The sequence below is a fragment of the Verrucomicrobium sp. 3C genome (assembly GCF_000379365.1).
GTDB lineage: Bacteria > Verrucomicrobiota > Verrucomicrobiia > Methylacidiphilales > Methylacidiphilaceae > Methylacidimicrobium.
The window spans coordinates 1908145-1928070 of sequence record NZ_KB901875.1; the positions used below are offsets into that span (position 1 = coordinate 1908145).

Below are 19926 nucleotides of genomic sequence, written 5' to 3' on the forward strand. Positions count from 1 at the left end.
GGGATGGGTTCAAAGGCTGCTGGAAACGAAACGGAGGAGGGTGGCGAGCAGGCCAAGCATGAGCGCGGCCCCGAGAAAGTCGGGAACGCGAAAGAGACGCATTTTGGCTAGCGCGGTCTCGAAAATGCCCAGCGTGACTCCCGCCGTCGCAAGCTTGAGCAGGTAGAAGAGTCCTCCGGCGAGATAGGAAGCGAGAGAGGCCCCGGGTGTAGCCAGGCCCCAGGGGAGGAAGATCGTGCCGATCAGAGAGAAGTAGAGCAGCAGCTTGAGGGAGGCGGTTAATTCGAGGAGCGCCAGGTGACGCCCGGAGTATTCGAGGATCATCGCCTCGTGCACCATCGTGAGTTCGAGATGCGTTGCGGGGTTATCGATCGGCAATCGACTATTCTCGGCTAGTGCAATCAGGAGGAGAGCGGCAAACGCCAGGGCCATCGAGACACGAAGTCCGACGGAGGGCGAGAGCACGTAAGCCGTAATCGCGGAGAGCTCCGTAGAACCCGCAACCAGAGCCAACGTGAAGACGACCAGGAGCATGGCCGGCTCTGCCAGCGAAGCGATCATCACCTCCCGGCTCGCGCCGATGCCTCCGAAGCTCGTGCCGACATCCAGAGCCGAGAGAGCCAGGAAGAATCGGGCGCTGCCGATCAGGGCGATGATGGCGATGAGATCGGCCCAAGGACCGAACGGGAGACCCAAGCAGAAGGTGGGAACCAGGGCGGTCGCGAGCCAGGTGAAGGCGAAAATGAGGTAGGGGGCGATGCGGAAGAGCCAGGAAGCGTTTGGCGCCAGGACGGGGCTCTTCCGGAAAAGACGCAGGAGATCCCGATAAGGTTGGACGATCGGAGGCCCTTGGCGGCCAAGCAGGCGTGCCTTCACTTTGCGGACCAAGCCGGTGAGGCCCGGCGCCAGGAGAAGGACCAGGATCATCTGAACGGCTTGGATCAGGGACGATTGGACTAGATCCATAGGCTAAGGAGAAGCAACAGGAAGACGAGAAGAAGAAAACCTAGAAGAAGATAACGCCGGATGGTGAGAAACTGCATCGGGTTGAGCCGGTCCGCGAGAAACGAGACGATCTGGATGATCGGTGCGTAGAGGCCCTGCCACGCCGGATCGTGAATCTTTACCGTGATGCGGGCAGGGCGCTCTTCTCCCGGCAGGGGCATGTCGACGACTTCGCGGGCTCCGAAGACGCTGGAGGCGTAGACGCGGCGGATCGGCTGGGCGAAGCTCGCGGTTGTATACTGGGTGGACGGGCTCGGATCCGGATAGCCGCAATCCCAAGCGGCCGACCTCCGGATCGGGCGAAACCCGATCCAGCGCACGAGTCCCGTCACGGCAAGACCGGTGAGAACAATCAGGATGAAAAGGAAGAATGCGTCGTAGGAGCTTCGGTTTTGGGCGATCGGAACCATCGGAGCCCAGAAGGGCTGGCTCTGTTGCGGCATGGTCTGTCCCACCAACTCCTGGACTACCGGGCCCAGGGCATTGACGACGGAGCCTGGAAAGAGCCCGGCCAGCAGGCAGAGGAGAGCATTGAGGAAAAGGGCGGAGAGAGACCATGGGTCGGTCTCCCTTGCTTCGGCGGCAGCGAGAGATCTGGGTCGTCCGAGAAAGCTCATGCCAAAGGCCTTGACGAAACAGGCTGCCGCCAGCGCCGCGGACAAGGCCAGGAGAGCTCCGACCGCGACGATCAGGAACTTGAGGGCCCATTGGGGAAGATTGGGGCTCACCAGAATCGCCTGGAAGGTGAGCCATTCCGAGGCAAAGCCGTTGAGGGGCGGAAGCGCGGAGATCGCGACAGAACCGAGCAGGAAAGCGACGGTCGTTCCGGGCATTCGATGGATGAGCCCGCCCATCTTCCCCATGTCGCGCTCCCCGGTGGCCGCGAGCACCGCGCCCGAGCCAAGGAAGAGAAGGCTCTTGAACAAGGAATGGTTGATGGTGTGAAAGAGGGAAGCGGTGAGCGAAAGAGCGGCGGCCCACGGAATCTGGTTTGTGGCAAAGGCCAGGGCAAGTCCCAGGCCGATGAAGATAATCCCGATGTTTTCCACCGTGTGATAAGCGAGCAGACGCTTGAGATCGTGCTGCATCAGGGCGTAGAGGACGCCCAAAACGGCGGTCACCCCGCCCAGGAAGAGCAGCAAGAGGCTGCTTTCCCAGGAATGGGGGCGAAGAAGGTTGAAGACGATTCGGACGAAGCCATAGACCGCTACCTTGGTCATCACTCCGCTCATCAGCGCCGAGACATGGCTCGGCGCGGCCGGATGGGCCTGAGGGAGCCAGACGTGGAGGGGAAAAAGCCCGGCCTTGGAACCGGCGCCGATCGTGGCCAATAGAAGCACGATCCCTGCCGTCCACGACGGAAACGCGGCCGAGCGCATCGCCGAAAACGCATAGCCTCCGGCGGAGTTCGCCAGCAGTCCAAACGCCAGAAGCAGCGTGAAGCCCCCAAAAACAGCCATGATCAGATAGAGATGTCCCGCCTGGAGATTCGCCTCTTCGCGATGATGGGAGACTACGAGTGCCCAAGAAGTGACCGACATGAGCTCCCAGGCAAAGAGGAAGACGTAGGCGTCGTCGGCGAGAATGACCCAGCTCATTCCCGTGAGGAAAAGGGGGAAAAAGGGAAGGATGCGTCCGGGTTCCGGCTCGTGGCGGCCGTAACCGAGGGCGAAGAGAGAGGTCGAGACTCCTCCCCAACTGAGGATCGCCAAGAAAAGGGAGGAGAGAGCATCCATGCGGAAATGCGCACCGAGCCAGGGTAGCCCCACGGGAAGGGTTACCGTCGGAGTGACGCCGGAAAGGAAAAGGAGCTGTGCCAGGCTGGAAGCTAAGGAGACCAAGCTGACGGCGAAGGTGCCGGCATAGACGAGCGTGCTCCGCCCGGAAAACGAGCGCATCGCCAAGCTAGCGATCCCCAGCAGGAGGAGCGCTGCCGAGCAGCCGAGCGCGACAACGAGGGTCATAGGTTTGGACCCTCGCCCGAGAAGGGAAGCATCCGTCCTGCTCCGAAACCCGACGGGAAGATGACGGATCGAGTCCTTTCCAGTACGGCCATCGTTCCGGCCGAAAAACAATCCTTCAAGGCTATGCTTGTACGTAAGCCGCTAGGGGATCACAAGGCAAAACCGTTCCCAGCCGGCAGGTCGCCGTCGGCGTGGCCTGAACTTCCCCATGGCTAAAGCCAGGGGGTTCTAGAGAATGGAGATCCGGCTCTCCGGGGCTCTCGGTTGCGCTACAGCATCCCCGGCCTTGCCGGAACGACCGGCCGCCATCCAGCAGACAACCACTTCCCGTTTTCCCCTTCGACGTGCGGTCGGGACAGGCCCTTCCGTCTCGCTGGTTCTTTCACCCTCGACATCGCCCGTCGCAGGAGCGGTTCCGCACCCGGCCAAGCCTTTAAGACCTGGCGGATATCGAGGAAATCCTTCTCGGAGCATTTCGCAAGAAACGCGCTATAGAGATCCCGCTGCACAGGCTCGGTCGGCCATCGCCGAAGACGTGCGTCCGCTGAGAGAGCGGCTTCTTCACGTACTGCCCGGTCGTATGGTCGAACTGGCTCAAGCGGGTCTTCCGGGTATTGATCTCGATGAATCCGCCGCCAGCGCTTTCAACCTTGCGGCGAATCCTCTCCACCCACATCCCCGGCGCGCGTACCTTCACGCTCCGTCCGAAATTTTGCTGAAAACTCCTACAGCATAGCTTCTCCCCTTTGATGGTCTTTCCCTGCGCCAATACCGGTTCGCGAGATTCCCGTGCGCGGTCTTCCGTGCGGCAGCCAACCGCCGCTCGGTTTCGGCGAGATCCCGTAACCTCCACTGATAGCGTTCCGAACGGATCCAGCGATTTGCCCCGCGCTTCACCCGGCCCTCGGTGTCGTAATTCTCGGGATTGGTAGAGCGGCGAGACCGGTCGATGCTTCGCAGGATCCGCCGCGTCTCCTTCCAGGGTTGCTCGACTTCCGGACAGAGCTTTTCCAGGCTGGCGTCGGTATCCGCGACGAACGCAATGGTCGATGGCCCCAGGTCGTATTCGACGACTCCCTCTCCCACGGGTCTGACTCGCGGAGCCAGTCCATCCTGGACGAGCTGCCCGTACCAGCGGGTCTTGCCTCGAAGCGTCCGGCGAACGATGCGGACATACTTGGTCCGAGCCTCCAGCGCGATCCGCTGCCAGCAGCGCTTGTCCTTCGGATCGAGCCGAAGCGGCAAGACCAAGCCAGCCCAATGAATCGCCGGAACCGGCTCCTTCCGGAACCGGATCACGGCATTGCCCTTGCCTTGGACCGAGTGGAAGCGGTTGGCTGGCTTGAGTCTCGGCCGTCCACGAATACCGAAGGCATATTGCTGGACAGCCCGGAACGCCCGTCGGCTCGTGGTCTGCGTGTCGTGCGAGCCCAAATGCTCTCCGATCGAGCAAGCGTCCCGGCATGCTTCCGCAAACTTCTGGAGCGAGACGAAGGTAAAACCGAAGCGTTCCTACGTCTTGCAGAAGAGAACGGCTCGCTCCTTGTTGGCGATCCGCTTCCTGCTCCGCTCGTCCACGATCGTCTTCGGCATCTTGCAGGCACGCTGCCACTCCTTGGTTTGCCGCAGCAAGGCCAGCCGGCGCAAAGCCACTCCCAATGAGGCGTTGTAGATCTGCCGCGCGGCGTCGAGACGCTTGGAAAGGGCAACCTCATCCACAGCAGTAGTGCGCAATGGAAACTCGGCGATGAAGGATGGAGTCTTGGCTCGCATCAAATGCTCTCCAGTATATTATACAGAAAAGTAAATATCCATCAAGCGTTGGCTCGCCGCTCACCCCATGGCTAATGCTAGGGGCTTGCGCGGCGCTTTTCGGTCACGGCTCGCGGAGCAGAGATTCCAAGAGTTCATGGATTCTCTGCGGGTTGGCCTGTCCGCGGGTCTTTTTCATCACGAATCCCTTGAGCGAATTGATTGCCGCCGCCTTCCCCCCTTTGAAGTCGGCCACGCTCTTCGGATTGGCGGCGATCGCCTCTCGACAGAACTCCTCCAGCACTTGGGAATCCGAAATCTGGGTCAGGCCCCGCTCCTGCGCAATCTCCTTCGGCGGCCTGGGCGCCTGGATTAGGATTGCCAGCACCTCTCGTCCCTGCCGGGAGTTGAGCGTTCCGTCGGAGACCAGATCCGCCAGTTGGCCGAAATACTCGGGAGGAATGGACATCGGGTCCGGGGAATCCTGACGGAGAGCCAAGTAGTCGTTCAGGGTAAGATTGGCCAATGTGAGCGGGTTGCGCGTCGAGCGGGCCGCCTTCTCGAAGTAGTCGGCGAGCGGAGGATCGGACGCAAGGACGCTCGCCTGGTACTCCGAAAGGCCGTAGGTCTCACGGAGGCGGCTCTTCTTCGTTTCCGGAAGCTCGGGCATGCGCCGCTCGGCTTCGGTGCGCAGGCGCCCTTCGGTACGGATCGGAAGCAGGTCAGGGTCGGGAAAATAGCGGTAATCATGGGCCTGCTCCTTGGTGCGCATGGGAATCGTCTCCCCCCGCGCGTCATCCCACCGCAGCGTCTCCTGCACCACCGTGCCTCCGGAGGAGACGAGTTCAATCTGGGATTGGATCTCATGTTTGAGCGCCCGCCGGACCGCGCTGATGCTGTTGAGGTTCTTGATCTCCCGCTTGGTGCCGAACGCTTCGGTTCCTACTGGCCGGACACTGATGTTCACGTCGCAGCGGAGCTGCCCCTTTTCCATGTCGACGTCGCTCACCTTCCCGTAACGCAGGATTTCCCGAATCGTGGTGAGCAGGGCGAAGGCTTCTTCCGGAGTGGTCAAGTCGGCTTCTGTGACGATCTCCATGAGCGGAGTTCCGGCCCGGTTGAAGTCGATCCCGCTGCAGTTCTCCAGGTGGAATGATTTCCCTACGTCCTCTTCCAAGTGGATCCGGACGAGCCGAACCTTCTTGCCTGCGAGCGCCTGCGGCTCCTTCTGTGCGTCCTTCGGAAAGGCGAGCACCGGGAGGCTCACCTCTCCTCCCAGGCAGAGCGGCTGGTCGTACTGGGAGATCTGATAGTTCTTCGGCATGTCCGGGTAGAAGTAGTTCTTCCGGTCGAACTTGGCGCGCGGGCGGATCGACGAACCCATCATGAGTCCGGTGAGGATCGTCTGGATGACCGCTGCCTCGTTGGGAACCGGGAGCGCACCGGGGAGACCAAGGCAGACCGGGCAGACACGGCTGTTCGGCTCGGCTCCGAATTCGTTCCGGCATCCACAAAAGAGCTTAGTCGCCGTCTTCAGTTGCACGTGAACCTCAAGACCGATGACCGCTTCGTACGTCATGAGCGCATCCTTATCCCTATCCCAAAGGGGGCCGGAGGGTGTGCCAGCTAGTGCTCTGCTCGTAGGCATATCCCACCTGGAGAACCGTCTCTTCCTTCCGCATCGGGCCGATGATCTGAAGCCCGATGGGCAAGCCCGCCTGCGTAAAGCCGCAGGGCAGCGAGATCGCGCAGAGTCCCGCCAGGTTGACCGCGATGGTGAAGATGTCCGCCAGATACATTTGGAGAGGATCCTCGGTTCGTTCGCCGAGGCGGAAGGCCGGCATGGGAGAAGTCGGGGTCACGATCGCCTGGCAATCGCGAAACGCGGTGAGGAAATCCTCTCGGATCCGCATCCGCACCTTTTGCGCCCGAAGGTAGTAGGCATCGTAGTAGCCGGAGCTGAGCGAATAGGTGCCCAGGAGGATCCGGCGTTTCACCTCTCGGCCGAAGCCTTCGTCGCGAGTTCGTCCGTAGGTCTCCAGAAGGTCGTTGCAGCCAGGGGCGCGCCTTCCGTAGCGCATGCCGTCGAAGCGAGCCAGGTTGGCCGAGGCTTCCGCCGTGGCGACGAGGTAGTAGGTGGCGATCGAGTAGGGGGTGTGGGGGAGGGAAATTTCGCGGAGGATCGCCCCCAGTCCTTCAAGGTGGGCGATCGCCTTTTGCATCGCGGCCTCCACCTCCGGATCCATCCCGCTCACAAAATACTCCTTGGGAACACCGAGCGTCATCCCTCGGATCTCCTCTCCGAGCTTGGTGGAAAACGAGGGCGCCGGCTCGGGTTCGCAGGTATTGTCGCGCGGATCCGCCCCGGCGATGATCTCCAAGAGCAGGCCAGCGTCGGCGACCGTCTTGGTCAGCGGCCCGATCTGGTCGAGGCTCGAAGCGAAGGCGGTCAGGCCGTAGCGGGAGACTCGTCCGTAGGTCGGCTTCAGGCCGACACAGCCGCAGAAGGCAGCGGGCTGACGGATCGATCCTCCCGTGTCGCTGCCCAGGGCGGCAATCGCTTCCTGAGCCGCCACAGCGGCGGCCGAGCCTCCGCTGCTCCCTCCCGGCACGCGCGAAAGATCCCAGGGGTTTCGGGTAACACCCCACGCCGAATTCTCGGTGGAGGAGCCCATGGCGAACTCGTCCATGTTCGTTCGACCCAAAAGGATGGCCCCGGCCGCGCGCAGCCGCTCGATGACGGTCGCATCGTAGGGAGCGATATACCCTTCGAGCAGGCGGGAAGAGCAGGTGCAGGGCTCGCCACGAACGCTGATGAGATCTTTCACGGCAATCGGAATCCCCCCCAAGGGCAGGGAGACGTCGGCTTTCTCGGCGGATTCGAGGGCGCGCTCCGGGTGGAGATAATTATAGGCTTTGATCCTGGAATCGACCGAGGAGATGCGATCGAGGAGCGACTCGACGACTTCCTTTGGATGGACCTCTTTGGCGAGTAGCTGCTTGCGCAGCTCGTGGATCGTGGCGAAGGCGATGCTCACTCGATGATCCGGGGGACGAGGAAGAGGCCGCCCCTCTGTTGCGGGGCGTTTTCCAGCGCCTCGTTCGGCGAAAGCTCGGGGAGCGCCAGATCCAGCCGTAGTCGATTTTGAAATCCCTTCTCCTCGCCGGCAAGGACGACATCCTGGACATCGACCTCCTCCAACTTCTTCACATAGGCGAGCACCTGCTCCAGCTGGTTGCCGAACGTTTCGATCTCTTCGGGAGAGAGCCGAAGCCGCGCTAGCCCCGCAACATAAGCAACATCGATTCCGACGGTAGGCACGGAATGATCCATAGCGGAATGCGCCGGTCTCTGGCAAGAAGGAGACTGCTTCTCTCCATTGCGCTTGTTCTCAAGGAAGGGAATACGTTAGGAAGAGCAGACAACGGTTCAGATGACGGAACGGCCAGCCATTTCCCCAACCCGCCAGGAAGATTTTCCCGACTGGTATCAGCAGGTCATCGCTGCGGCGGACTTAGCGGAGAACTCCGAGGTCCGAGGCTGCATGATCATCAAGCCTTGGGGGTACGCAATCTGGGAGAGAATGCAGCGGGAGCTCGACCGGAGAATCAAGGCGGCTGGCCATCGCAATGCTTATTTCCCGCTATTCATTCCCTTGAGCTTTCTCGAAAAGGAGGCGGAGCACGTCGAGGGGTTCGCCAAGGAGTGCGCAGTGGTGACCCATCACCGGTTGGAGGCATCGGAGGGGCGCCTAGTCCCGGGAGCCCCGCTCACGGAGCCCTTGGTCGTCCGCCCGACTTCGGAGACGATCATCGGCGCGGCCTTCGCGCGCTGGATTCAATCGTATCGAGATCTCCCCTTGCGGATCAACCAGTGGGCCAACGTGGTGCGTTGGGAGCTGCGACCCAGGCTCTTCCTGCGGACCAGCGAGTTCCTGTGGCAAGAAGGCCACACGGCTCACGAGACCGCCGAGGAAGCCGAGGCGGAGGCTCTCCGCATGCTGCGGCTCTACGAAGGATTCCTGCAGGAGATGCTCGCGTTGCCGGCCGTCGCGGGGGAGAAGACGCCTCGCGAGCGATTTCCCGGGGCCGTGCGGACCTTGACTCTCGAAGTTCTTGTCCAGGATCGCAAAGCGATTCAGGCAGGCACCTCGCATTTTTTGGGACAGAATTTCGCTCGAGCCAACGGGATTTCCTTTCTTTCCCCAGAGGGCCGTCAGGAGCATGCCTGGACGACGAGCTGGGGAGTGAGCACCCGGCTGGTGGGTACCCTGATCATGGCCCACTCCGACGACAATGGACTGGCGCTTCCTCCGCGCGTCGCGCCCACGCAGATCATCCTCCTTCCGCTGATCCGGCGAGAGGAGGAGAGGGCAACGGTCGAGCAAGCCTGCGCGCGCCTGGTTGCGGAATTGGAAGAGAAGAGTTATGCCGGGGAGCCGCTTCGCGTCGAGATCGACGCCCGTCCGCTCCCGGGGGGTTCCAAAAGCTGGGAGTGGGTGAAAAAAGGGGTTCCGCTCCGTATCGAGATTGGCCCGCGGGAGGTTGCTGCGGGAACGGTTTCGGTCAGTCGGCGGGACCGCCCCCCTCGGGAGCGTCTTTCCCTGTCGGTGCGGCAGTTCGTGGAAGGGGCGGAGCAAACCTTGGCCGAGATCCAGAACGGATTCTGGGAGCGGGCGGATGCCTTTCGGAAGGCCCATACCCGGCGGATCGAATCTCGCGAGGAGTTTATCGAGTTCTTTACCCCGAGCGATCCGGAAAAGCCAGAGATTCACGGAGGGTTCGCCGAACTCTCGTGGGCGGGGGATGCCGCGCTGGAAGAAAAGATCCACGAAGAGCAGAAGGTCACGATTCGTTGCATTCCTCTCGATCAGTCCTCGGAGAGAGGCGTCTGTCCTTTCACGGGAAAGCCTGGGAATCACTGGGTCCTTTTGGGAAGGGCCTATTAACCGCTGCACTGGTATTTCCCCGGGAAAAACCGGCCGAGAAGCGGCTTTATGCCATGCGATGCGAAGATCCTCCCATGAACCTTCTCCCCGCGCTGCTTTCGCTTGCGTGGGCCCTAGCCTGCCCGAGTCCCCTCGGAGCCGCTCCCGCAGTTCCTCCCCCCAGGGAGTCCGCGGAACTCGCCGCCCGATACGAGGCGGTGAGCACGCCGCAATTTATCCAAGGGCAGAAGCTCATCTCGCTTCTGTCGATCGAACCCGGCGATTCCGTCTTGGATCTGGGTTGTGGAACCGGGAGGCTTACGGAGCAGGTGGCAAAGCTCGTGGGTCCACAGGGGAAGGTGGTTGGCATCGACCCCTCCGTTCACCGGATCGCGATCGCGAAGCAAAGAGAAGCGGCCGGCCTTTCCTTTCAGGTAGCCGGCTCCGACGACTTGGCCTCTTTCGCAAGTGGCTCTTTTGATCGGGTCTACCTGAACTACGTTTTCCACTGGATCGACAAGAAGGAGGAAACACTCCGACAGATCTATCGGATCTTGAAGCCCGGGGGGAGGATCGGGATCAGCACCGGGCGTAAGGATCAGCCATCCCAGGTACGGGAGCTGATCCGGGATTCGATTCGAGAAGTGCTGGGGAAGGTGCCTCCCGATCTCTTCGTCTCCGCCTTTCACCTGACTCCACGGGAACTTCGGAGTCTTGCCGAGCAGGCCGGATTCCGGATCGTCGATTTCCAGATCCTCCCGTTTTCGGATTATGCGAAAGACCCGGAGGATGTGATCGCGTTTCTTTCAGCCAGCAGTTCAGGAAGATTCCTTTCCGGAGTGGGAGAGGACCGCCGGGAACGAATCCTTTCCGTCCTCAAACAAAAGCTCAGCAAGATTCAGACGAACCGAGGAATCGTAATGGAGCACCCGGCCATGCTGCTCGTCGGAGAGAAACCGAGATAGCGAGGTTGGCGCTTGCCCTCCTAGCGGGCGAGACCGGGCACTCGGCCGGTGACCGGGTGCCCGGCAGAGGAAGGAATCAGCCGAGCTCGGCCAAGCACTCGTCGAGCCGACCGAGGAGCTGACGAACCGTCTGTGGCGTCTCGTCCCCCATGTGGGAGATGCGGAAGGTCTGGCCCTTGAGCTTCCCATAACCGCCGTCGATCACACACTGAAAGCGGCTTCGCAGGATTTGGATCCATTTCGCCACATCGATTTTCCGCGTATTCGAGGCGCAGGTAAGAGACAGAGAGGCAAAGCCTTCCTTGGGGAAGAGGGCAAAGCCCCGTTCCTGGACCCAAGAGCGAACGAGTCCGGCATTCTCGCGGTGGCGGGCGTAGCGCTTCTCGATTCCCTCCGCGGCGATTTCCGCGAGCTTCCGCCGCAGGGCGTACAGGTGGCCGATCGAAGGGGTGCTCGGCGTCATGTTCTTCTCATGATTCTTCTGAAACTCGATGAAGTCGAAATAGTAGCCGCGCCCAGGGACGGACTCCGCCTTGGCGAGCGCCCGGCTGGAAACCGCAAAGAGAGCCGCTCCTGGCGGTAGCGCCAGCGCCTTCTGGGTGCTGGCCAGCATCACGTCGATCCCCAACTCATCGAAAGGGATCCTTAAGGCGCTGAAGGAAGAGACGGTATCCACGATAAAAGAGACCTCAGGAAAGTCCCGCATCACGGCCGCGATTTCCGACAGCGGATTCATGAGGCCGGTTGAGGTCTCGTTGTGGATCAGCGTAAGAGCATCGAACTCGCCGGTGGAGAGCTTCTGCCGGACGGCTTCGGGATCGATCGGCGTGCCCCAAGGAAAAGTGAGCCGCTCTGCGGCTTTGCCGCTGCGGAGCGCGACATCGTGCCACTTATCGGAGAAGGCACCGTTGGCGCAGCAGAGCACCTTCCTGTTTACGAGATTGCGGATCGCCGCTTCCATGACACCCCAGGCAGAGCTGGTGCTGAAATAAACGGGACCCTGAGTGTAGAAGAGCGCCTGCAATTTCGGCTGCAGATCCGCGTAGAGCTCTTGAAAGCTCGTGCTTCGATGTCCGATCATCGGCGATGCGAACGCCTGAAGCGTTTCTGAGGAGACTTCGACCGGGCCGGGGATAAAAAGTTTTACGTGAGGTATCATTCTGAGAGGATAGGGACCACATGCGCAAAAGGCAATGGCTACTCCTCTGCTCGATGTTCCTGATGGCGGTCCGTGCCTTTGGCGAGCCCGGACTGGAAGAAATTCTCCGCGAAGTCGTCGCCCGAGACGAAGAGGAGAAGGAGCTCCTGCTCCGGCTGGAGTATTGCCAAGAGATCCGTACCGAGCAACTGGATAGCATGGGCAATGCCAAGAAGACGGACGAAATCCGGATGGTCGTAAAACCAGGGGAAGGCCTGCTGCTGGTGCCGAATTCGTCCGCGGGAACGGTCTCGGTGCAGAAGTTGAGCAGCCAGCAGCTTCGGGAGGCCCGGGCGGCGCAGCAGGTGAGCGATGTCCTGGCCATGCGCAACCTCGTTCCGCGCTACGCGATCCATCTCGAAGGGGAAGGAGTCTGGAATGGCCAGCGGGTCTATCTCCTCGGCTTTGAACCCAGGCCGGACGCACCATGCCGCTCCCGAGCCGATCGGGTGATCAATGCCCTGAAAGGGAAGCTTTGGGTGCGGAAAAAGGACTGCTCGATTCTTCATATTGAGGCTAACCTGTCGCACCCCGTTCCCATCGCCTGGATCTTTGCTTCGGTGGATCAATTGGATATTTACTATGATGCGGCGAACGCTTCCCGCGAGCTCGGGGTTCTTCCCGCCAGTGGATGGGTCGAATACCGGGTCGGCACATGGTTTGGCAGCAACCACGCCAGGCAGCAGGTGGCCATGCGAAACTACCGTCGGGGCGATTTGACCGCCGGATCCGAGCCCTGAGGTTCCTGGGGAAATGCTAGCCTGCCTGTCTCACAAAGTTCGTACCCGAGGAGCGGCGGATGGGCCTGGATGCAAGGCGGGGGCCGGTTTTCCCCCGGAGCTGTAGGACGACATACTGCAAGGAGCGCCAAAAACCCAAGTCCCAACGAGGCAGATAGGCCCAGCTCGCAAGCCGCAGGAGAACGCTTGTGAGACAGGCAGGCTAATCCACAAAGAATCGGCTTCCAGTTGGAAATCCACATTTGCGCCGTTCCTAAAAACATAGGCAACCATTCCCCTACCAGGGAAGATCGTCCAGGACGTCGGCCGAACAGTCCTGCCGACGCTTCGCGTGCCGGGGTTTCGCCGGCAAAGCCCAGGTAGCGCCCAATGGTCGCGCTTTCGGGAGCAGCGGCGCGGGAGGCAGTCGGTTGCCTCCCGACCGGGCATGCGCTGCATGCGCCGCTTTGAGTCTCTTCCGAACGCCCGCCCAGAACGACCATACATGCTTCGTCCGATTCCTCGCGGGTAGGACGAAGGTGAGCGTGAGCCGTCCATTGCGGGCCGGCACGACGGCCCCCGCACGGACGGGCGCGTTCGGATAGGCCCAATCCTCTCCGGGCGACGGCGTAGGCCGCGCCCTGGTGAGAACCGATGCCATGACGGCGAGCGTGGTTGACCGCGCCAATCACGGAAGTGTAGGCCGGGTCGACTTCGATCCCCTCGACTCCGGCGCGAAAACAGGCTGCTTTCAGCATTGCGATCGTCTTGGCGTAGGCGAAGGAAGAGAGCGCTCGCGCCCGGACGGGATCGACCGACTCCAGCTCAGCCCAGCCCTCCTCCTGCGAAGATTTAATCGCTCGATCACGAGCGGCTTGCCCGTTTCGGCGCAGGTCTTGGCGATTTTCTGGCACGTATTGCCGATGATCGCTTTCGCCTGCTCCTCGCTTTTCCCATAGAGATTCAATCCGATTCGGCGAATCCCCACGAGGTTGCCGAAGCGATCCGTTTCGGCTACGGCCAAATGGTCTTCATTGACGTCGATGCCGATCGCCCCCACAAGATGGATCGTCCTCAAGAGGACTGGTTTCGCCTCGACGCTCGCGAACACCCGCCACCCGGATCGGTCCCGGACAAAATGCGGTAGCTCACCGCAGATCCCTCCCGCTTGCGGACGAGATTCCCCGTCTTGGTTTGCGCGTTCACGATCCGTCCGGCGGAGAGCGGCTGGAGGATCACCTCCTGGCCGTAGGCGAAGCGTACCCCATCAAGCACCAGGTGCTTGCTCGGTCTGTCCAATTCGTCCGGCAACCGCAACCGCAGCCGCAAGGCTGTCGTCCGGGGCGACCGCGGCCTAGCAGGACTGGTTGCCCGATGTCTCGTCCTTCGACCCGAGCACGAAGAACTGGCTGCTCCGCTCCGTCTGCCAATCCTTCTTCCAAGCGGTATGGTCCGCATAGCCGTTCTCTTCGAGGGAAAACTGTTTGCGGAAGAGGCGGCGGGAACCGAAACAGAGCCGAACCTGGCCGGACTCCTGATCGGCCAGGAGCGCATCGAGCTTCGTCCGTAGGATGGCAAGCCGCCGCTTTTTCTGGTGCAACACGCTTGAGTCCGGCTTCTTCTTCTCAAGTCGGGCCATCGTCTCTTCTGCTCTTTTGATGCGGCCTTTCGCTTCCTCGATCCACTCGGGCCGCCTTTCCTTGATTGAGGCAATCTTTCCTTCGAGCTCGACCCGGATGGCGTTGAACTGCCGGGCGCTGAGGCCGAACCGGAGCAGGAACGACCGCTTGAGTTCGTTCAGTGGAACGCCCGCCCGCATCTTAGCGAAGAGGCTTGCGCTCTCGCCGACCCGTGGAGCGCCGCATAGGCGTCGAGACACGAAGCCTGCTCGGGGGCCAGCGTCAAACGGGTCTGGTAGGTGAAAACGGGGAGCTTACTCATGGATCGCTTCGAGTGCCTTCTTGGCGCGGTTCTGGGCGGATCGCTTTCCGTAAAGCCTGGTACACATCGAAACAATGACCTCGTGCAGGTCGCGCACGATGTCATCGGTCCTCTCGTCCGGATCTACTACCAGAACCGATCGGCTCTGCGCGGCTAATGCCGCTTCAACGTACTCGAAGCCGAAGCGCATCAGCCGGTCGCGATGCTCGACCAGGATGACGCCGACCTTCGGATCACGGAGCAGCCCAATCATGCCTTTCCGATGGCCGTTCATACCGGAACCGACCTCCTTGACGGCCTTGACGATCGACAACCGTTTGCTCAGCGCGAACTCGGTCAACCGAGCCAATTGGCGGTCCAGATCCGCTTTTTGATCGGCGCTGGATACCCGCGCGTAGAGCGCCACGCCATCGGGTTGTGCCGCCTCCGCATGCACGATCACGGTTCCGGTCGGCAACTGCTCGGCCGGAACGGGCAAACGCCCCTCCTTCCACATTCGCCAAGCCGTCCGATAGCAAACACCCTGCTGCTTGGCCCAGACACTCAACTTCACGCGCATATACCGTCATATGCAGCCGTATATGTCTAGATAATTGTGAGCTGCTGTCAACCCCTCGGCGGGAAACCCCTCGGGGGGTAGTTTGCCTCCGGAACGGGGCGATTCAACAAGCTCCCGCTGCGGAAACTGCGTTTAAGATTCGCTCCACGTTGGCGGCTACCTTGCCCTTGAAAACGGCCGATCCGGCTACGAGAACCGTCGCTCCCGCCCGGACGATTTCCGCCGCGTTTTCGGGCTTCACGCCTCCGTCGACCTCGAGCCAAGCCTCGGAGCTGATCTCATCGAGCATGCCGCGCAACCGGCGGATTTTGTCCGTGCTGGCGGGAATATACTCCTGGCCTCCGAAGCCCGGGTTCACCGACATGACGAGCACCAAGTCCACGTATGGGAGGATCTCCTCGAGAGCGACCAAGGGCGTGGCCGGGTTGAGCGTCACACCCGCCTTTGCTCCTAATTCCTTGACCGCCTGTACTGTTCGATGCAGATGGGGACAGGTCTCCACGTGCACGGTGATGATATCGGCTCCCGCTCGGACGAAATCCGCAAGGTATTGTTCCGGTTTTTCGATCATCAGATGCACGTCTAAGAGAACTTCTGTCTCAGCACGCAGCGGACGCAGGGCATCGACGATGAGCGGGCCGATCGTGATGTTCGGGACGAAGTGTCCGTCCATCACGTCGATGTGAAGCCAGTCGGCTCCAGCCTTGATTGCCTCGAGGGCGTGCGCGGCTAAGCGGCTGAAATCCGCGGATAGGATCGATGGAGCCAGCTTCACCGGATGCCGTCCCTTCCCCTGATTCCCCGCTTCTCTCGATACTGTCATCCTAGCTTCTCCCTGCGCCGGTCGATGTGATGGCGCGAAGACCCGATTGTTACCAAATCCTTCCCATGGAGCAACCCTCCTTTTCGGGTCGACGTCGAGAGCAACCGAGAGGCGGCTTCGTTTTCCGCCCTTGCTCTCTTTTCATCGTCCTGCGCATGTTGACCGGTGAGCCGTGGACAGCGAGTTTGCCATTGGGACGCCGAAGAAGCTCATGGAAGATCAGGCCCTGGTCCTGAAGCGAGGGGATACCTTCGGGGTGTTTAACCCATCGGGCGACGCGGAAGCGCGTCTACGGCCGGCCGAAGGGCTCTTCCGTGCGGATACCCGTTTTCTCTCTCGCTTTCACCTCCTGCTCGGGCGGGCGGAACCACTGCTGCTCAGTTCCCACGTGGGAGGACTGGAAGCCGGAGCGAGCATCGACCTGACCAATGTCGACATTCCCGAGGAGAATGGGCGGATCGTGCTCCCAAGCCGGACCGTCCACGTGTTCCGCAAGAAGCGTATTTATGATGGGGGCTTTCGAGAGGAGTTGTGGCTGCGCAATTATGCATCGTGCCCAATCGTGCTCGACGTTGTCGTTCTCTTCGAAGCGGATTTTGCGGACGTCTTCGAGGTGCGGGGGAGAGGGCGCTCCAAACGAGGCAGGTTAAGGAAGCCGCAGATTCGCAACTCGTCGGTGACTCTCGGATATCGAGGAGTGGACGAGGTCGAGCGCTCCACCCGTCTCACCTTTACGCCTGTGCCGACCGAGCTGGGAGCAAAAATGGCCCGATACCGTCTGTCGTTGCGGCCGGGCGACGAGCGGAGGCTCGAAGCGGTCGTCGAGTGCTTCGCGCAGCCGGAGCCGAAGCTCTTTATTCGCAGCATGCCGGGCCGCCGAAAGAAGCTGGACGGGCGTCCACGCCGTTATTTGGGTCGCGCGGCGGTCCGGACTTCGAATCAGCACGTCCAGGAATGGATCGATCAAGCGCGGGCCGATCTCGAGATGCTGATCACTCCGACCCGAGAAGGGCTCTACCCGTTCGCGGGAGTGCCCTGGTTCAGTACCGTTTTCGGACGTGACGGAATCCTCACCGCGTTGCAGTACCTCTGGCTTGATCCCTGTCTTGCCCACGGGGTTCTGCGTTTCTTGGCGGCCCATCAGGCCAAAGGAGAGGAAGAGGGGAAGATTCTGCACGAGTTGCGGCAGGGGGAGATGGCTGCGATCGGCGATGTCCCCTTCGCTCTCTACTATGGCAGCATCGATGCAACGCCTCTCTTCGTCCTTTTGGCGGGAGCCTTCTATGCGCGGACCGGCGATAAAAGATGGATCGAAAAGCTCTGGCCCCACATCGAGCTTGCCCTGCGATGGATGGAGACTCGCGGGGATCCGGATGGAGATGGTTTCCTCGAATATCCGCGGCCGCCGAAGGGGCAGGGACTTTGGAATCAAGGCTGGAAGGATAGCGATGATGCGATTTTTCATGCCGATGGACGGCTCGCGGAAGGATCGATCGCTCTGTGCGAAGTGCAGAGCTACGCTTATGCGGCGTGGACAGGCGCTGCCGGCCTTGCTCGGGTTCTGGGGAAATCCGAGTCGGCCCGCGAGATGCAGCGCAAGGCTGAGCAGTTGCGGGAGCGCTTTGAAGAAGTCTTCTGGTGCGAGGAACTCGGTACCTATGCGCTCGCCTTGGACGGGAACAAGGAGCCCTGCCGCGTTGCCGCGTCCAACGCCGGCCATGCCCTTTTTTCGGGAATCGCCTCCGCGCAGCGAGCGCGCCGCGTGGCGGAGCTTCTGCTCGGGCCCAGTTTTTTCAGCGGCTGGGGCATTCGCACCTTGTCCGAACGAGCCCCCCGCTATAATCCGATGTCCTACCACAACGGATCCATCTGGCCTCACGACAATAGCCTCATTGCGCTTGGCTTGGCACGCTATGGCTTCTCGGCCGAGCTGCGCAAGCTTGCGGAGGGCCTCTTCTGCGCGCTCGATTACCTGGAGGACCACCGCCTGCCGGAGCTCTTTTGCGGGTTCTCCCGGCGGCCTGCTTCCGCGCCCGTGCGCTATCCGATCGCCTGCCGTCCCCAGGGATGGGCCAGCGGCAGTCTCTTTGCGGTGCTGGCGGCCTGCCTGGGAATCGGATTTCCTGCGGAAGGCGGGGAGATTCGGTTCGAAAAACCAGTTCTTCCGGGTCAAGTGGAGGATCTGCTTCTCCACGGTCTTTCCTTGAAGAAGGCTTCGGTCGACGTGCTCTTCCGCTCCCATATTCGGGACGTGGCGATGAACGTCGTGCGCCGGAGAGGCGACATTTCGGTTGTGGTCGTCAATTGACGAAGTCTGCGGGACAAGCAGGTTAATAGTATTGTGATCATGCGAGATCGGTCGCTTCTCGTGGAGGAAAGGGCTGCGAAGGGAGGCCTTCGCCTCGGCTACGCCACGTTGAGCAATCCCGCGTCACTCAACGCCATCTCCCTGGAGACTGCGGAGCTTCTCGACGAGGCTCTTTCCGCATGGGCAGAAGATCCGGACATTGCCTGCGTGGTGCTGTCCGGCAGCGGAGAGAAGGCGTTTTGCGCCGGCGGCGATCTTCGGAAGATCTATCAGGCGATTCGTTCCGGGGATTCGAGCTTTCCTAGCCGGTTCTTCACCCAGGAATACCGAGTCGTCGGTAAAATCCACGCGTATCCGAAACCGATTCTCTGCTGGGGCGATGGGATCGTCTACGGCGGCGGGCTGGGACTCCTGGCCGGGGCGAGTCACCGAGTCGTCACCGAGAAGAGCCGCTTCGCGATGCCGGAGATTGCGATCGGGCTCTTTCCGGATGTGGGCGGAAGCTGGTTCTTGGGACGGATGCCCGGTCGGATCGGTCTTTTTCTCGCTCTCACCGGACTATCTTTCACGGCGGGCGATGCCCTCTTTCTCAAGTTGGCCGACTATTTTTTGCCGACCGAGGAGAGGAAGTCGGTGCTGGACGAGCGGCTCGGCAACCTTGTCTGGACTGGGAATGCCGGAGCCGATCGCCTGCTTCTCTCTCGAAGTCTTCGGGAGTGGGCGCGGCCATGGCTGGGTACAGTAAGCCCGGCGAGGACTCGACTGGAGTTTGATCGCATTCAATCCCTCACCGATGGGGATATCCTTCCGGAGGTCGCGGATAAGATCGCCTCTGGACCCGTTTCCATCGATCCCTGGTTTGCCCAGGGAGCCGAAAATTTCGCGGAGGGCTGTCCGCTTTCTGCTTGCCTCATTTGGGAGCTTTCCCGAAGGACCGTCCGGATGTCGCTCAAAGAGGTGCTTCGGCAGGAAACGATCGTCGCCTATTGGTGTGGAGCGCGTGCCGACTTTCCGGAAGGGATCCGCGCACGGTTGATGGATAAGGACGGAAATCCCCGGTGGAGCGACAAGAACATCGCAACGGTGTCGATCGAAAAGGTGGAAGAGCACTTCGCAGCCCCTTGGGCTCCGGAAGAGCATCCTTTGAGAGATCTTTGAGGTTGACGCCAGCCGGCGCTTTCCCCCGGGCACTCAGCGGAGTGCGCCTATTTCTTTTGCCGCCGGCGCGGCTCCCGCGCGCCCAGGAGTCCGAGAAGGGCCCCACAGCTCAAAAGCACGATCGGGATGAGGCTGAAGATATTGAAGCCCAAGAGCCAAAGGAAGACACCGGCGGCCGCCGCCATCAGAAATCCGCCGAGGAGGGGCCTCGCTAAGACCATCCCGGCTCCAAGCAGAGCCGCGATCGGCACGGCGACGCTCAGAATCTTCACTCCTGTGGCAGAGGCGGGATATCCCGATTCGGCGAAGCTCGCCAAGCCATAGCCCAGCAATCCGTAGACCACGGAGGCGAGTCCGCCGATCAGACCGACGACGAGGGCGCCAATTCTCATGGGTTTTCTTCCTCTTCCGTTCGCCCGCTCAATATCGGCGGAGGGGACTCGAAGATGGTCGGTAACGCGCGTGGGAAGGCAAGCGGAAAGAGACTCCGATGGCCTAACCGCCATTTCTCGTGCGCCGTGAAAAGGGTGCATCGCCCAGTGGGGAGGGAGTGATCTCCACCCGGCAATTATTGCTCCAGCCGGAAGCACCCGGAGCGGCTACTGG

General features: G+C 61.3%; 21 protein-coding genes. 5 read left to right on the top strand and 16 right to left on the bottom strand.

Features of this window, described 5'->3' with window-relative positions; genetic code table 11:
* Positions 1–9 precede the first annotated feature (9 nt).
* From A37A_RS0110000 to gatC, 7 genes are all read right to left on the bottom strand, one after another.
* Positions 10–966: a respiratory chain complex I subunit 1 family protein gene (locus A37A_RS0110000; protein WP_018291369.1), complete on the bottom strand. Its 957-nt coding sequence runs from the start codon at positions 964–966 to the stop codon at positions 10–12.
* The gene (hyfB, locus tag A37A_RS0110005) at positions 957–2969 is read right to left on the bottom strand and encodes a hydrogenase 4 subunit B (protein WP_026195765.1); all 2013 of its coding nucleotides are present in this window, start codon (positions 2967–2969) and stop codon (positions 957–959) included. Before hyfB ends, A37A_RS0110000 begins: the two co-directional genes overlap by 10 nt.
* Positions 2970–3662: 693 nt before the next feature.
* Complete coding sequence (locus A37A_RS21430; RefSeq protein ID WP_026195767.1) at positions 3663–4403, bottom strand: hypothetical protein; 741 nt, start codon at positions 4401–4403, stop codon at positions 3663–3665.
* A gap of 78 nt (positions 4404–4481) precedes the next feature.
* Positions 4482–4742: a hypothetical protein gene (locus A37A_RS0110025; protein WP_018291372.1), complete on the bottom strand. Its 261-nt coding sequence runs from the start codon at positions 4740–4742 to the stop codon at positions 4482–4484.
* Positions 4743–4845: 103 nt separating this feature from the next.
* Positions 4846–6300 carry an Asp-tRNA(Asn)/Glu-tRNA(Gln) amidotransferase subunit GatB gene (gene gatB, locus A37A_RS0110030; RefSeq protein ID WP_018291373.1) on the bottom strand — a complete coding sequence of 485 codons (1455 nt, stop codon included), beginning with the start codon at positions 6298–6300 and terminating at the stop codon, positions 4846–4848.
* Positions 6301–6316: 16 nt separating this feature from the next.
* Positions 6317–7759, bottom strand: a complete 1443-nt coding sequence (gene gatA, locus A37A_RS0110035) for an Asp-tRNA(Asn)/Glu-tRNA(Gln) amidotransferase subunit GatA (protein ID WP_018291374.1) — start codon at positions 7757–7759, stop codon at positions 6317–6319.
* Positions 7756–8043, bottom strand: a complete 288-nt coding sequence (gene gatC, locus A37A_RS0110040; protein ID WP_196799573.1) for an Asp-tRNA(Asn)/Glu-tRNA(Gln) amidotransferase subunit GatC — start codon at positions 8041–8043, stop codon at positions 7756–7758. Before gatC ends, gatA begins: the two co-directional genes overlap by 4 nt.
* 112 nt (positions 8044–8155) lie before the next feature.
* Here gatC and proS point away from each other — a divergent pair, with 112 nt between their 5' ends.
* Both proS and A37A_RS16970 read left to right on the top strand, forming a co-directional pair.
* Positions 8156–9670 carry a proline--tRNA ligase gene (gene proS / locus A37A_RS0110045; protein WP_018291376.1) on the top strand — a complete coding sequence of 505 codons (1515 nt, stop codon included), beginning with the start codon at positions 8156–8158 and terminating at the stop codon, positions 9668–9670.
* 74 nt (positions 9671–9744) lie between these two features.
* Positions 9745–10614, top strand: a complete 870-nt coding sequence (locus tag A37A_RS16970) for a methyltransferase domain-containing protein (protein ID WP_196799574.1) — start codon at positions 9745–9747, stop codon at positions 10612–10614.
* Positions 10615–10690: 76 nt separating this feature from the next.
* On the opposite strand, the gene A37A_RS0110055 is transcribed toward A37A_RS16970, so the two are convergent.
* Positions 10691–11773 carry an aminotransferase class V-fold PLP-dependent enzyme gene (locus tag A37A_RS0110055; protein ID WP_018291378.1) on the bottom strand — a complete coding sequence of 361 codons (1083 nt, stop codon included), beginning with the start codon at positions 11771–11773 and terminating at the stop codon, positions 10691–10693.
* A 20-nt stretch (positions 11774–11793) separates the two neighbouring features.
* On the opposite strand from A37A_RS0110055, the gene A37A_RS0110060 reads away from it, so the two are divergent.
* On the top strand, positions 11794–12552 hold the full coding sequence (locus tag A37A_RS0110060) for a hypothetical protein (RefSeq protein WP_018291379.1): 759 nt from the start codon (positions 11794–11796) through the stop codon (positions 12550–12552).
* Positions 12553–12829: 277 nt separating this feature from the next.
* Here the strand turns inward: A37A_RS0110060 and A37A_RS0110065 are convergent, their stop codons facing one another.
* The 7 genes from A37A_RS0110065 to rpe form a co-directional block, all read right to left on the bottom strand.
* A complete protein-coding gene (locus tag A37A_RS0110065) occupies positions 12830–13219 on the bottom strand; it encodes a hypothetical protein (protein ID WP_020494281.1) in 390 nt (129 codons plus the stop codon).
* Positions 13220–13282: 63 nt separating this feature from the next.
* A complete protein-coding gene (locus A37A_RS0110070) occupies positions 13283–13609 on the bottom strand; it encodes a hypothetical protein (RefSeq protein WP_026195769.1) in 327 nt (108 codons plus the stop codon).
* On the bottom strand, positions 13606–13806 hold the full coding sequence (locus A37A_RS0110075) for a hypothetical protein (RefSeq protein WP_155996558.1): 201 nt from the start codon (positions 13804–13806) through the stop codon (positions 13606–13608). The genes A37A_RS0110070 and A37A_RS0110075 overlap by 4 nt, the downstream gene beginning before the upstream one ends.
* Before the next feature lie 79 nt (positions 13807–13885).
* Positions 13886–14350, bottom strand: coding sequence for a hypothetical protein (locus A37A_RS0110080; RefSeq protein ID WP_026195770.1), 465 nt, complete (start codon positions 14348–14350; stop codon positions 13886–13888).
* A complete protein-coding gene (locus A37A_RS20135; protein ID WP_155996559.1) occupies positions 14329–14472 on the bottom strand; it encodes a hypothetical protein in 144 nt (47 codons plus the stop codon). Before A37A_RS20135 ends, A37A_RS0110080 begins: the two co-directional genes overlap by 22 nt.
* Positions 14465–15025: an IS607 family transposase gene (locus A37A_RS0110085; RefSeq protein WP_026195771.1), complete on the bottom strand. Its 561-nt coding sequence runs from the start codon at positions 15023–15025 to the stop codon at positions 14465–14467. Before A37A_RS0110085 ends, A37A_RS20135 begins: the two co-directional genes overlap by 8 nt.
* 109 nt (positions 15026–15134) lie before the next feature.
* Complete coding sequence (rpe, locus tag A37A_RS0110090) at positions 15135–15854, bottom strand: ribulose-phosphate 3-epimerase (RefSeq protein ID WP_018291383.1); 720 nt, start codon at positions 15852–15854, stop codon at positions 15135–15137.
* Positions 15855–16065: 211 nt separating this feature from the next.
* On the opposite strand from rpe, the gene A37A_RS0110095 reads away from it, so the two are divergent.
* Entirely contained in the window at positions 16066–18162 is a 2097-nt protein-coding gene (locus tag A37A_RS0110095) for a glycogen debranching N-terminal domain-containing protein (RefSeq protein ID WP_020494283.1), read from the top strand.
* 39 nt (positions 18163–18201) lie between these two features.
* Entirely contained in the window at positions 18202–19320 is a 1119-nt protein-coding gene (locus tag A37A_RS0110100; protein ID WP_018291385.1) for an enoyl-CoA hydratase/isomerase family protein, read from the top strand.
* A 47-nt stretch (positions 19321–19367) separates the two neighbouring features.
* Here A37A_RS0110100 and A37A_RS0110105 read toward each other — a convergent pair whose 3' ends face one another.
* Positions 19368–19712 carry a hypothetical protein gene (locus tag A37A_RS0110105; RefSeq protein WP_020494284.1) on the bottom strand — a complete coding sequence of 115 codons (345 nt, stop codon included), beginning with the start codon at positions 19710–19712 and terminating at the stop codon, positions 19368–19370.
* Positions 19713–19926: the final 214 nt, after the last annotated feature.